13 protein-coding genes and 1 rRNA gene are annotated in these 12,995 nt (G+C 70.7%); 9 read left to right on the forward strand and 5 right to left on the reverse strand.

The genetic code is table 11. The features are described 5' to 3' along the window. The 6 genes from sufD to JOE68_RS24745 all read left to right on the forward strand — a co-directional run bounded on the left by sufD (position 1) and on the right by JOE68_RS24745 (position 4,592). Complete coding sequence (gene sufD, locus JOE68_RS24720) at positions 1 to 1,179, forward strand: Fe-S cluster assembly protein SufD (protein WP_239562341.1); 1,179 nt, start codon at positions 1 to 3, stop codon at positions 1,177 to 1,179. After that, positions 1,176 to 1,496: a non-heme iron oxygenase ferredoxin subunit gene (locus JOE68_RS24725; RefSeq protein WP_204844653.1), complete on the forward strand. Its 321-nt coding sequence runs from the start codon at positions 1,176 to 1,178 to the stop codon at positions 1,494 to 1,496. Before sufD ends, JOE68_RS24725 begins: the two co-directional genes overlap by 4 nt. A 36-nt stretch (positions 1,497 to 1,532) precedes the next feature. After that, positions 1,533 to 2,306 carry a Fe-S cluster assembly ATPase SufC gene (sufC, locus tag JOE68_RS24730; RefSeq protein ID WP_204844654.1) on the forward strand — a complete coding sequence of 258 codons (774 nt, stop codon included), beginning with the start codon at positions 1,533 to 1,535 and terminating at the stop codon, positions 2,304 to 2,306. Positions 2,307 to 2,361: 55 nt separating this feature from the next. Further along, a complete protein-coding gene (locus tag JOE68_RS24735; RefSeq protein WP_204844655.1) occupies positions 2,362 to 3,639 on the forward strand; it encodes a cysteine desulfurase in 1,278 nt (425 codons plus the stop codon). Continuing rightward, complete coding sequence (sufU, locus tag JOE68_RS24740; protein ID WP_204844656.1) at positions 3,640 to 4,083, forward strand: Fe-S cluster assembly sulfur transfer protein SufU; 444 nt, start codon at positions 3,640 to 3,642, stop codon at positions 4,081 to 4,083. Positions 4,084 to 4,238: 155 nt separating this feature from the next. Beyond that, the gene (locus JOE68_RS24745) at positions 4,239 to 4,592 is read left to right on the forward strand and encodes a metal-sulfur cluster assembly factor (RefSeq protein ID WP_204846275.1); all 354 of its coding nucleotides are present in this window, start codon (positions 4,239 to 4,241) and stop codon (positions 4,590 to 4,592) included. Between the two features lie 82 nt (positions 4,593 to 4,674). Here the strand turns inward: JOE68_RS24745 and JOE68_RS24750 are convergent, their stop codons facing one another. Beyond that, positions 4,675 to 4,887: a hypothetical protein gene (locus JOE68_RS24750; protein ID WP_204844657.1), complete on the reverse strand. Its 213-nt coding sequence runs from the start codon at positions 4,885 to 4,887 to the stop codon at positions 4,675 to 4,677. 123 nt (positions 4,888 to 5,010) lie between these two features. On the opposite strand from JOE68_RS24750, the gene JOE68_RS24755 reads away from it, so the two are divergent. Together JOE68_RS24755 and JOE68_RS24760 are read left to right on the forward strand one after the other, a co-directional pair. Continuing rightward, a complete protein-coding gene (locus tag JOE68_RS24755; RefSeq protein ID WP_204844658.1) occupies positions 5,011 to 5,862 on the forward strand; it encodes a DUF5753 domain-containing protein in 852 nt (283 codons plus the stop codon). Positions 5,863 to 5,874: 12 nt separating this feature from the next. After that, the gene (locus JOE68_RS24760) at positions 5,875 to 6,051 is read left to right on the forward strand and encodes a DUF397 domain-containing protein (protein ID WP_204844659.1); all 177 of its coding nucleotides are present in this window, start codon (positions 5,875 to 5,877) and stop codon (positions 6,049 to 6,051) included. A gap of 45 nt (positions 6,052 to 6,096) precedes the next feature. Here JOE68_RS24760 and JOE68_RS24765 read toward each other — a convergent pair whose 3' ends face one another. From JOE68_RS24765 to JOE68_RS24780, 4 genes are all read right to left on the reverse strand, one after another. Next, entirely contained in the window at positions 6,097 to 7,215 is a 1,119-nt protein-coding gene (locus JOE68_RS24765; RefSeq protein WP_204844660.1) for a carboxylate-amine ligase, read from the reverse strand. A 101-nt stretch (positions 7,216 to 7,316) separates the two neighbouring features. After that, positions 7,317 to 9,020 (reverse strand): GGDEF domain-containing protein, encoded by a 1,704-nt coding sequence (locus JOE68_RS24770; RefSeq protein ID WP_204844661.1) that lies wholly within the window; start codon positions 9,018 to 9,020, stop codon positions 7,317 to 7,319. 40 nt (positions 9,021 to 9,060) lie between these two features. Continuing rightward, the gene (locus tag JOE68_RS24775; RefSeq protein ID WP_204844662.1) at positions 9,061 to 10,146 is read right to left on the reverse strand and encodes a lycopene cyclase family protein; all 1,086 of its coding nucleotides are present in this window, start codon (positions 10,144 to 10,146) and stop codon (positions 9,061 to 9,063) included. Continuing rightward, positions 10,146 to 11,066 (reverse strand): MASE1 domain-containing protein, encoded by a 921-nt coding sequence (locus JOE68_RS24780; RefSeq protein WP_307819875.1) that lies wholly within the window; start codon positions 11,064 to 11,066, stop codon positions 10,146 to 10,148. Before JOE68_RS24780 ends, JOE68_RS24775 begins: the two co-directional genes overlap by 1 nt. A gap of 413 nt (positions 11,067 to 11,479) precedes the next feature. On the opposite strand from JOE68_RS24780, the gene JOE68_RS24785 reads away from it, so the two are divergent. After that, positions 11,480 to 12,995: ribosomal RNA gene (locus tag JOE68_RS24785) — 16S ribosomal RNA — on the forward strand.

The raw sequence follows: 12,995 nt of genomic DNA on the forward strand, positions 1-12,995 counted from the left end.
ATGGCCGTCACCACCGAAGACCAGCAACACGGCCTGACGGCCCACTCGCACGGCGCGGCCCCGGCCCCCGTCTCCTCGCGCGCGGACCACTTCACGTCCTTCGACGTGGCCGCGTTCGAGGTGCCGGGCGGTCGCGAGGAGATCTGGCGCTTCACGCCCATGAAGCGCCTGGCGAACCTGCACAACGGCGCGGAGGCCACCGCCTCGGCCACCGTCGAGGTCTCCGCGCCCGAGGGCGTCCGCGTCGAGACCGCCGCGCGCGGCGACGAGCGGCTGGGCGTCGCGGGCACCCCGGGCGACCGGATCGCGGCGCAGGCGTGGGCCTCGTTCACCGAGGCGACCGTCGTGACGCTGCCCAAGGACACCAAGGTCGAGCCGACCACCATCACCGTGACCGGCGCGGGCGTCGGCGAGGTCGCCTACGGCCACCTGCAGGTGCGCGCCGAGCAGTTCGCCGAGGCCGTCGTCGTCCTGGACCACCGCGGCTCGGGCGCCTACGCCGACAACGTCGAGTTCGTCGTCGCCGACGGCGCGCACCTGACGGTCGTGGCGATCCAGGACTGGGCCGACGACGCGGTGCACGTCTCGTCGCACCACGCCAGGCTGGGCCGCGACGCGACGTTCAAGCACACCGTCATCACCCTGGGCGGCGACCTGGTCCGGCTCACCCCGGTGGTCACCTACACCGGGCGCGGCGGCGACGCGGAGCTGCTGGGCCTGTACTTCGCCGACGCGGGCCAGCACCTGGAGCACCGCACGTTCGTGGACCACGCGGAGTCCAACTGCCGCAGCAACGTCGTCTACAAGGGCGCGCTGCAGGGCGAGGACGCCCACACCGTGTGGATCGGCGACGTGCTGATCCGCGCGGCGGCCGAGGGCACCGAGACGTTCGAGCTGAACCGCAACCTGGTGCTCACCGACGGCGCGCGCGCCGACTCGGTGCCCAACCTGGAGATCGAGACCGGCGAGATCGAGGGCGCGGGCCACGCCAGCGCCACCGGCCGGTTCGACGACGAGCAGCTGTTCTACCTGCAGGCGCGGGGCATCCCGGAGCAGCAGGCGCGCCGGCTGGTCGTGCGCGGCTTCTTCCACGAGATCCTGCTCAAGATCGCCATCCCCGAGCTGCGCGAGCGGCTCGAAGCCGCGATCGAGGCGGAACTCGCGGCGGTGGGCGCGTGATCAGGGTGTGCTCGCTGTCCGACCTCGACGACCGCAAGCCGGTCGCCTTCGAGGTCGGCGACGAGTACACCCCGGTCGTCCTCGTGCGCGACGGCGACGCCGTGCACGCGCTGCGCGACCTGTGCACGCACGCCGAGGTCTCGCTCTCGGAGGGCGACGTGACCCGCAAGGGCATCGAGTGCTGGCTGCACGGGTCGTGCTTCGACCTGCGCACCGGCGCCCCGTCGTCCCCGCCCGCCACCGAACCGGTCGACGTCTTCGCCGTCGAGATCCGCGGCGGTGACGTCCACGTCGACGTCACCGCCACCACGAACTGACCCACCGCCCGCCACACCAGGAGAACTGAAGCACCAATGGCCACTCTGGAGATCAAGGACCTGCACGTCTCGGTCACCACCGACGAGACGTCCAAGGAGATCCTCAAGGGCGTCGACCTGACCATCAACGCCGGCGAGACGCACGCCATCATGGGGCCGAACGGCTCGGGCAAGTCCACCCTGTCCTACGCCGTCGCCGGCCACCCCAAGTACCAGGTCACCTCGGGCACCGTGCTGCTCGACGGCGAGGACGTCCTGGAGATGAGCGTGGACGAGCGCGCCCGCGCCGGCCTGTTCCTCGCCATGCAGTACCCCGTCGAGGTGCCCGGCGTCTCGATGTCGAACTTCCTGCGCACCGCCGCCACCGCCGTGCGCGGCCAGGCCCCGAACCTGCGGCACTGGGTGAAGGAGGTCAAGGGCGCGATGGCCGACCTGGACATCGACCCGGCCTTCGCCGAGCGCTCGGTCAACGAGGGCTTCTCCGGCGGCGAGAAGAAGCGCCACGAGATCCTCCAGCTGGGCCTGCTCCAGCCGAAGATCGCGATCCTGGACGAGACCGACTCCGGCCTGGACGTCGACGCGCTGCGCGTGGTCTCCGAGGGCGTGAACAAGTACAAGGCTTCCGGCGAGGTGGGCGTCATGCTCATCACCCACTACACCCGGATCCTCAAGTACATCCAGCCCGACTTCGTGCACGTGTTCGCCAACGGCCGCATCGTCGAGTCCGGTGGCCGCGAGCTGGCCGACCAGCTCGAGGAGCACGGTTACGTGAAGTACACCGGCAGCCAGGAAGCCGCGAAGGTCGGCTGACGTTCCACTGCACGTGGACTTCGTTTCGAGATTACGAGAGGGGGCGTCGCAGGCTGTGACCACCACCGCAGCTCCGCTGGACGTCGCTGCCGTGCGGGCGGACTTCCCGATCCTGGGCCGCACCGTGCGGGAGGGCAAGCCGCTGGTCTACCTGGATTCCGGCGCCACCTCGCAACGGCCGGCGCCGGTCCTCGACGCCGAACGCGCGTTCCTGGAGGCCGCCAACGCGCCCGTGCACCGCGGCGCGTACCAGCTCGCCGAGGAGTCGACCGACGCGTACGAGGGCGCGCGCGCCCGGATCGCGTCGTTCGTCGGCGTCGACTTCGGCGAGATCGTGTTCACCAAGAACGCGACCGAGGGCATCAACCTCGTCGCGTACGCGATGGGCAACGCCGCGGTCGCCGGGCCGGAGGCCGAGCGGTTCCGCCTCGGCCCCGGCGACGAGGTCGTCGTGACCGAGATGGAGCACCACGCCAACCTGGTGCCGTGGCAGCAGCTGGCCGCCCGCACCGGCGCGACCCTGCGCTGGTTCGGCGTCACCGACGAGGGCCGGCTCGACCTGTCCGAGCTGGACTCGCTGGTCAACGACCGCACCAAGGTCGTCGCCTTCACCCACCAGTCCAACGTCCTGGGCACCGTGAACCCGGTCCGGACCCTGGTGGAGGCGGCGCACCGGGTCGGCGCGCTGACCGTGCTCGACGCCTGCCAGTCCGTGCCGCACAGCCCGGTCGACTTCCGGTCGCTCGGCGTGGACTTCGCGGTCTTCTCCGGCCACAAGATGCTCGGCCCCTCCGGCGTGGGCGTGCTCTACGGCCGCCGGGAGCTGCTGGAGGCCCTGCCGCCGTTCCTCACCGGCGGGTCGATGATCGAGCTGGTGCGCATGGAGGGCTCCACGTTCGCCCCGCCGCCGCAGCGCTTCGAGGCCGGTTCGCCGATGACCTCGCAGGCGGTGGCGCTGGGCGCGGCCGTGGACTACCTCAACGCCCTCGGCATGGACCGCGTCGCCGCGCACGAGCACCTGCTGACCGACGCCGCCCTGCGCGGCCTGGCGGGGATCCCGGGCGTGCGCGTCGTCGGCCCGGCCGACACGGTGGACCGGGGCGGCGCCGTGGCGTTCGTGGTCGAGGGCATCCACGCCCACGACGTGGGCCAGGTGCTCGACAGCCTGGGCATCGCGGCGCGCGTGGGCCACCACTGCGCGTGGCCGCTGCACCGCCGGATGAACGCCGCCGCCACCGTGCGCGCGAGCTTCTACGTCTACAACACCCTGGACGAGGTGCGAGCCCTGGTGGACGGCGTGCGCGAAGCGCAGAAGTTCTTCGGGGTGGTGTAGGTGCAGTTGCAGCAGATGTACCAGGAGATCATCCTGGACCACTACAAGAACCCGCACGGCCGCGGTCTGCGCGACCCGTTCGACGCCGAGTCGCACCAGATCAACCCGACCTGCGGCGACGAGGTGACGCTGCGCGTGCGCCTCGACGGCGGCAAGGTCGCGGACGTGTCCTACGACGGCCAGGGCTGCTCCATCAGCCAGGCGTCGACGTCGGTGCTGACCGACCTCGTGGTGGGCCGGCCGCTGGCGGAGGCGTTCGAGAAGATGGACGCCTTCGTCGAGCTGATGCAGGGCCGCGGCCAGGTCGAGCCCGACGAGGACGTGCTGGAGGACGGGATCGCGTTCGCCGGTGTGGCGAGGTACCCGGCACGCGTGAAGTGCGCCCTGCTGGGCTGGATGGCTTTCAAGGACGCGGTGGCCCGCAGCGAAGGAGCGAAGGCATGACCACCCCAGGGAACGTGGACACCGGGCAGCAGGTGGACGCCGGGCAGCCGGTCGCCGGGCAGTCGAGCACCGGACAGCCGGTTGCCGAGCAGTCGGTTGCCGAGCAGTCGAGCGCCGGGCAGTCGGGCGACGACGTCGTCCGCGGCGTCGAGGGGATGCCGGAACCGCCCGCCCCCAAGGCGGACGTGGCGAACCTGGACGACGTCGAGGAGGCCATGCGCGACGTGGTCGACCCCGAGCTGGGCATCAACGTGGTCGACCTCGGCCTGGTCTACGACATCCGCGTGGACGAGCAGAACGTCGCCGTGATCGACATGACCCTCACCTCGGCGGCCTGCCCGCTGACCGACGTGATCGAGGACCAGACGCGCCAGGCGCTGGTCGGCGGACCCGCCGGCGGCATCGTCGACGACTTCCGCATCAACTGGGTCTGGATGCCCCCGTGGGGGCCCGAGAAGATCACCGACGACGGCCGCGAGCAGCTCCGCGCCCTCGGCTTCACCGTCTGACCACCCCAGCACCACCGGACCACCCAGCGCGGCCCCTCCGGAACCCACCTCCGGAGGGACCGCACCGCAGCGGTCGTCGGCCTCAAGCCGGCGACCGCTGTTCGTTGATCAGGCGGAGCGCTTCCTGACCCTCGCTGAGCAGCTTCTCCAGCGCCTGCGGGGTGAACAGCATCTCGACGCCGCCGTCGCCCCAGGAGAACTGGACCGCGTCGCGGTGGATCTCGCTGGTGATCGGCGAATCGCCGTCGATCTTCGCCCACTGCTGGGCCGTGACGCCCAGGACCGTGTTGAACACCGGGTTTCCCTCTCGGATCGCTACTGTTGTGCGGACAGGACGAGCGTAGCGCGGACGATGCGATATTCCGCGTCTCGAACGGGTGAAAACCCTCGCCGAAGCTTCAACAGGAGGGCAGCTCCGATGACCGACGGCCGACCAGATCCGGTGATCGCCCGGTTCCAGTGCGGCGAACTGGCCAGGCAGCTCCGCGTGGCCGCGAAGCTCGAACACGGCGAAGCCGAAGGGCTGCTCAGAGCCCTCACGCCGAGCTTCTACGCGACCAAGCTGACCAAGGTCGAGAACGGCGCGATGCCACCGTCGACCGCCGACGTCGAGGCGATGATCGCCCTCTACCTGCCGACCGTGGACCAGGCCGACGAACTCCGCGCCCTGGCCAGGGACGCGAGACGGCGGGCCCAGCCGGGCGCGATCCCCGGCCCGAGGTCGCGGCAGTACCTGTCCCTGGAGCGGCTGGCGGTGGAGATCCGCATGGTCTACAACGAGATCCCCGGGCTGCTCCAGACCCGCGAGTACGCGCGCGCCGCGCTGTCGGCGTCGCCGGTCGTCGCGGCCTCGGCGGTGGACCGGCTCGCCGAGGAGCGCGCCGAGCGCAGCCGCCGCATCATCCGCCCGGACGGCGCACGCGTGTGGATCACGCTCGGCGAAGAGGTCCTGGACCGGGCGAACGGGGGACCGGCGATCCTGCGGCGGCAGCTCGAACACCTCCGCGAGGTCGCGGCCATGCCCAACGTCCGGCTCCGCGTGGTGACCAGGGCGGCGGGTGCCGTAGCCGGGCTCAGCGCGCCATTCACCCTGCTCCACACAGCGGATGGCAAGTCGTTCGCGTTCGTGGCCACGGTTGTCCGGGGCGATTACGTCAAGGCGACCGAGCCGTTCGCAGCGATCTTCCAGAACGCCTGGGAGCGGGCTACCCCGGAGGAAGAGTCGGCCGCGATACTGGACGCCAGGATCGCTGACCTCACCGACAGCTAGGAGCGGCTGAACATGTTGCGGTGGCGAAAAAGCAGCTACACGAACGCGGGCAACGACCCGCAGTGCGTCGAGTTGGCCTGCCCGGATGACGAGCGCCGGGCGGTGCGGGACAGCAAGCACCGGGCCGGTCCCGAGCTGACGTTCCCGGCGGCGGCGTTCCGGGCCTTCCTCGCCGACGCCAGGAAGTAGCGGGCGGCCGGGGCACCCGGTCGGGGTGCCCCACCGCCGCCGCGGCTAGGTCTGCTCGACCAGCAGGTCCACCACGTCGGTCAGCGAGCCGCGCCGCCGGAACGCCCGCCGCTGCCGCGCCGCGCCGTCGCCGTCCACCAGCAGCCGGGCCACGCCCTCGTCGGCCAGCTCCTCGTCGCCGTGGACCTGCAACGCCGGCCGCGCCCACTCCAGCAGCGCCCGCACGCGGTCCGCCGCCGGCACCAGCTGCCCGGTGCGCGGCTCCACGCCCAGGCCGCCCACCCCGTCCCGCGCCGCGCGCCACAGCGACGTCCGCAGCGCCAGGTCGGACACCGGCAGCGCGGGCGCGCCCGCCACCGCCGTCGCCGCGACGGCCCGCACCAGGGCCGCGATCAGCACTGCCTCGTCCACGGTCGCGGCCACGTCGCACACCCGCAGCTCCACCGTCGGGTGGTTGGCCGACAGCCGGACGTCCCAGTAGATCATCGCGGCGTCCATGGCCGCGCCCGAGGTCCGCAGCGTGCCCGTCCCGCGGTGGTAGTCCGCGGCCGAGGCGAACCACGGCGGCGCGCCCGCCGACGGCCACGGGCTCCACGTCACGTACCGCCAGCTCGCGTACCCGGTGTCCCGGCCCTCGAAGAACGGCGAGTTCGCGCTGATCGCCAGCAGCACCGGCAGCCACGGCCGCAGGTGGTTGGAGATCAGCACGCCGGTCTCCTCGTCCGGGATGCCGATGTGCACGTGGCAGCCGCAGATGGTCAGCCCGTCGACCAGCGGCCCGTACCGCTGCGCGATGGCCCGGTACCGCCGGTCGTCGGTCAGCGGCGGCGGGCGCTGCGCGCCGAACACCGGGGTGCCGGTCGCCACCACCCGCGTGCCGTGCTCGCGCGCCAGGTCGCTCAGGGTCTGCCGGGACACCACGAGCTGGTCGCGGATCTCGGCCGTCGTCAGGCACACCGAGGTCGCGCTCTCGACCTGGTACCGGGTGATCTCGGCCTGCAGGTCGAGCACCCCGTCCGCGTCGCCGAGCACCGCCCCCGCCGCCGGCGCCGGCGCCCCGGTGCCCGCGTCGACGAGCAGGAACTCCTCCTCCACCCCCATCGAGAGCGCCGCACCGAACCCGGTGGGCGGGCTCGGCAGCGCGGTGACCTTGACCTCGCTCACCAGGTGCCTCCTCGCAGTGGGTAGTCATCCTGATGCTATGAGTGGTCGAACCAGTGCACATGCATCGTTGTGGTGAACTTCCCGGTCGATGAGACGGGCAATCAGCTGACTGCGAGGTGGGGACCGCCGCGCAGCACGTCCACGTGGTCGCTGCCCGGTCGGCCCAGCACCCAGCTGTTGCCGCGCAACGACTTCGCCTGCTCCTTCAGCGGGGCCAGCAACCGGGACACCTCCCGGTACGAGCCCACCGACCCGGCCGCGCAGACCAGCGTCGCCAGCGACAGCGTGACCCCGTGCCCCTCGGCGTCGAACGGCGTGTCCAGCACCCCCGCGGCGTAGGGCACGATCTCGTTCAGCCCGGCGACGACGAGGAAGTCGTCCCCGCCGACGTGCCCGACCTGGGCGCCGGGGAAGGCGGTGGCGCCCTCGGACAGCGTCCGGCCCAGCGCCCGGATCAGGTCGTCGCCGGCGGCGAACCCCACCGTGTCGTTCACCCGCTTGAACGCGTCCACGTCCAGCCAGCCGACGGCGAAGATGTCGCCGTTGAGGATGCGCCGGTCCACCTCGCGCGCGATGGAGTCGCTGCCCGGCAGGCGGGTCAGCGGGTTGAGCGCGGCGGCCTGCTCGACCTTCAGCTCGGCGATGCCGCGCACCACGTCGGCCACCCGCACCACGCCCAGGCACCGGTCCTGGTCGTCCACGACCACCAGGTCGTCGTTGGTGCGCTCGCGGTTGGCGTGGGCGACGATGTCCAGCAGGTCCAGCGCGGCCGAGTCCGCGCCGATGACGCGCGGCTTGTCCGCCAGCCGCGCGGCCTCCCGCTTGGCGTGCAGGGCGTGCCCGAACGGCCCCGTCACCGCCAGCAGGAACCGGTTGCGGTCCACCGTCCAGGTCGGCCGGCCCTCGTCGTCGACCAGCACCACGCCGCTGACCGTCGGCTGGGTGGCCAGCACGTCGCGCACCTCCTCCGAGGTCGCCGACTCCGGCAGCGTGGTCGCGGGGTGCAGGAAGTCGGTGACCTTCGGGCCGGTCTTGCGGCGCAGCGGCTTGGTCAGCGTCTTGGCGGTCGACTCCGGGTCGCCGACCTCGCTGAGCACCGCGGAGATCGTCGCGTTCACCTTCGGCCGGCGCTGCGCCGAGGCCAGCAGGTTGCCCTGCGCGAGCCGCACGCCCAGCCGGCGCAGCGCCACGAGCTGCGCCTCGGTCTCCACGCCCTCGGCGACGACCTGCGAGCCGGTCGCCTCGCACAGGTGGTTCAGCGCCTGCACCAGCGCGAGCCGCGCCGGGTCGGTGGGCAGGTCCTGCACGACCTCGCGGTCGAGCTTGACCACCTCCGGCTGCACCTCGGCCAGCAGCGACAGCGGCGAGTCGCCCTCGCCCACGCCGTCCAGGCCGATCCGGAACCCGTCCTCGCGCAGCTTCGCCAGGCCCTTGACCAGCCGGTGGCGCGGGGCGCGCGAGTACGGCGTGCCGACCTCCACCACCAGGTTCGCCGGCGGGCGGCCCGCGTCGCGCAGCGCCGCGTAGAGCGGGGCCAGGTGCTCCGGCTTGTCCGCGATCGTCATCGCGAGCAGGTTGACGTGCAGCGGGAGGGTGAAGTCGTGGTCGGCCGCGCTGCGGACCGCACGACAGGCGAGGGCCACGTCGGTGTTCGCCAAGTACCCCGCACGGAAGGCCATGCGGAGCAGGTCCTGCACGCTGCCGTCGTGCGGGCGGGCGAGGGCTTCGACCGCGACGACCCCTCCGGTGTTGAGGTTGAACAGCGGCTGGAAGGCGAAGCGGACGTCATCCAGCAAGGCGGGCACACGCTGATCCTGCCCGGTCGATCTTCTGTTGCCCAGACCGTTAACCAGCTGTTCCTCCATCCGTGGCCGGTTGCACCGAAAATGCCAATCGGGCGCGCAACCACCAGGGCGCCGCGCGGAACAGCGCGGACATGGAGTCGAGGGATCCTCGCAGGTCGGCGCGGTTGCCCAGGTAGTTGCGTTGCTGATTCTCGCTCAATTGGAAAAAGATGTCGAAAAATTCCGGAACCTGGTCGGGCCGCATCGCCAGCACCGCCGCCAGGCCGTGCCGGCGGAACGCGTGGACCAACCGGGCCCGCGCCGGCCACAGCACCCGGGAGACCGGCACGCCCGCCGCGATCGCCCGCGCCACCTCCGGCGCCAGCCGCAGCGCGCTCGCCACGCTGTAGCCGGTGGCCGGGTGCACCAGCCCCGCGGCGGCGCCGAACGCGTCGCGGTCCACCGGGCCGTCCAGCGGGATGCGCACCCGCTCCTCCTCGCGGGGCAGGGGCAGGCCGTGCGCGGCCAGGCGCGCGCGCAGCCGCAGCCGCAGCTCGGCCAGCGGCAGGCCCGGCGCGCGCGCCAGCGACGTCTCCTCCAGCAGCACCCGGTCCGCCGACACCGGGATGGCGTAGAGGAAGGTCGGGTCCGGCGTGCCCGCGTCCGGCGGCCTGCGCCAGTCCATGATCAGCGCCTCGTCCTCGCCGAGGAACGGCGCGGCGGCCTCCTTGGGCACCACGACGCCGACGGCGTGCTGGGCGGCCCGGCCCTCGGCCGACCCGGTCGCGTTCACCACCACGTCGGCGGTGAGCACGCGCCCGTCGCGCAGCACGACCCGGTGGCGGTCGCGCTGCGCCACCGTCCCCTCCACCACCCGCACGCCCTCGGGCAGCCGGTGCAGCCGCTCGTTGTCCAGCACCGCGTACCCGCGCCCGAGCCGGTGCTCCCGCACGCCCACCACCCGGGCCTTGGACGTCGACACGGCGACCGGCGCGCCCGCGGGCAGCTCGTCCGACCACGCGCCGTAGGTCGCGCGCCACGGCCGCCCGGGACGCCGGTCGACCAGCGCGGTGCCGAGCCCGCGCGCCCAGCACTCCGCCGCCAGCGCACGACCGGCCGGACCGCCACCGATGATCAGCACGTCCATCAGCGGGCGTCCGGGTGGGTCGGCGGCAGCGCCTTGCCCAGCAGCAGCGGCTGGTACTGCGACACCACGTCGGACAGCTGGGCGCAGGTGCGCTCGATCGCCCTGCGCGCCTCGTTGCGCTCGGCGATCACCGCGCTGAGCACCAGGGTCGTCAGCACGACCGTGGTCGTGAACGCCTGCAGGGTCACCATCCGGTGCACCAGGTCCAGGTGCGCGAACGGGCCGATCCCCGCCGCGGCCCCGCGCGAGGCCATCACCGACGCGATCAGCGCGCACGGCGCCGAACCCAGGTGCTGGAAGCGCAGGGCGCCCCAGACGGCGAACGGGAACACCACGTACAGCAGCCGCACCGGGCTGTTCGCGGCGATCACCATCACCCCCGTGGTCGCGACCAGCAGCGCCGCCGCCTCCAGCGCCCGCGCCGGCCGCACCGGGCGGCGCAGCCGGCGCAGCGCCAGCACCAGGGGGACCAGGACCAGCACGCCCATCGCGTCACCGGTCCACCAGACCGACCAGGTGGGCCAGAAGTCCGACCTGGCGACCTCGCCGGCGAGCACCAGCGCGCCCGTGCCGACGGAGGCGCTGACGGCCATCCCCGCGAACGCGCCCAGGAACACCAGGCCGAGCGCGTCCCGCGTCCGCTCCAGCTCCGTCCGGAACCCCGTGTGCTTGAGCAGGAGGAACGCGACGACCGGGCCGAGGGTGTTGCCGACGCTGATCAGGAACGCGGTGCTGCCGCCGTCCAGCGGGGCGTTCACGGCGAACGCGGCGACGGCGATCGCCGGCCACAGGCGCACCCCGCCCAGCAGGAGCGCCAGCAGCGCGACGCCGGTCGGCGGCCACAGGGGGGACACCTGGTCGTTGACCAACGCTTGGAGGAGGCCGAGGCGCGCGCCGGCGTAGTAGCAAGCGGCGACCACGGCGAGGTGGATGCCATACCTGCCCCACGGGCGGAGACGAGGGGGGAGCAGCACCCGGACAGCATCCTCCGTCCTCGGCCCGTGCACCACGTCTAGCTGCGGAGACGCGGCAACCGACCCCCCGATTTCACTATCCGGCGACACTCGTGTAAGTTTCTCTCTGCCAGCGCGGAACGGGCCGGAGAGAGACCGGAACGGAGCGCGGCGCACAAGCCCCGGAGGAAGTCACTCGGTTCGAGTGGGTTGCGATGGTGAGCGCGTGTTCCTTGAGAACTCAACAGCGTGCCGAATAGCCAGTAAATTGTATGAACCTCGTCAAGAGGTTTTCCTTTGAGATTGACTGGACAGCTGGCGATGTCACGGACCATATTCCGGTTCGTGTGTCAGTGTTGTTCGAGCGATCAACTCATTCCTTATTGGAGAGTTTGATCCTGGCTCAGGACGAACGCTGGCGGCGTGCTTAACACATGCAAGTCGAGCGGTAAGGCCCTTCGGGGTACACGAGCGGCGAACGGGTGAGTAACACGTGGGTAACCTGCCCTGTACTCCGGGATAAGCCTGGGAAACTAGGTCTAATACCGGATACGACCCTCCATCGCATGGTGGGGGGTGGAAAGTTCCGGCGGTATGGGATGGACCCGCGGCCTATCAGCTTGTTGGTGGGGTGATGGCCTACCAAGGCGACGACGGGTAGCCGGCCTGAGAGGGTGACCGGCCACACTGGGACTGAGACACGGCCCAGACTCCTACGGGAGGCAGCAGTGGGGAATATTGCACAATGGGCGAAAGCCTGATGCAGCGACGCCGCGTGAGGGATGACGGCCTTCGGGTTGTAAACCTCTTTCAGCAGGGACGAAGCGTGAGTGACGGTACCTGCAGAAGAAGCACCGGCTAACTACGTGCCAGCAGCCGCGGTAATACGTAGGGTGCGAGCGTTGTCCGGAATTATTGGGCGTAAAGAGCTCGTAGGCGGTTTGTTGCGTCGGCCGTGAAAACTTCACGCTTAACGTGGAGCCTGCGGTCGATACGGGCAGACTTGAGTTCGGCAGGGGAGACTGGAATTCCTGGTGTAGCGGTGAAATGCGCAGATATCAGGAGGAACACCGGTGGCGAAGGCGGGTCTCTGGGCCGATACTGACGCTGAGGAGCGAAAGCGTGGGGAGCGAACAGGATTAGATACCCTGGTAGTCCACGCCGTAAACGGTGGGTGCTAGGTGTGGGGGGCTTCCACGTCCTCCGTGCCGCAGCTAACGCATTAAGCACCCCGCCTGGGGAGTACGGCCGCAAGGCTAAAACTCAAAGGAATTGACGGGGGCCCGCACAAGCGGCGGAGCATGTGGATTAATTCGATGCAACGCGAAGAACCTTACCTGGGCTTGACATGCACCGGAAACCCACAGAGATGTGGGCCTCTTCGGACTGGTGTACAGGTGGTGCATGGCTGTCGTCAGCTCGTGTCGTGAGATGTTGGGTTAAGTCCCGCAACGAGCGCAACCCTCGTTCCATGTTGCCAGCAAGTAAAGTTGGGGACTCATGGGAGACTGCCGGGGTCAACTCGGAGGAAGGTGGGGATGACGTCAAGTCATCATGCCCCTTATGTCCAGGGCTTCACACATGCTACAATGGCCGGTACAGAGGGCTGCTAAGCCGTGAGGTGGAGCGAATCCCACAAAGCCGGTCTCAGTTCGGATCGGGGTCTGCAACTCGACCCCGTGAAGTCGGAGTCGCTAGTAATCGCAGATCAGCAACGCTGCGGTGAATACGTTCCCGGGCCTTGTACACACCGCCCGTCACGTCACGAAAGTCGGTAACACCCGAAGCCCGTGGCCCAACCCGTAAGGGGGGGAGCGGTCGAAGGTGGGACTGGCGATTGGGACGAAGTCGTAACAAGGTAGCCGTACCGGAAGGTGCGGCTGGATCACCTCCTTT

Source organism: Saccharothrix algeriensis (genome assembly GCF_016907655.1).
GTDB lineage: Bacteria > Actinomycetota > Actinomycetes > Mycobacteriales > Pseudonocardiaceae > Actinosynnema > Actinosynnema algeriense.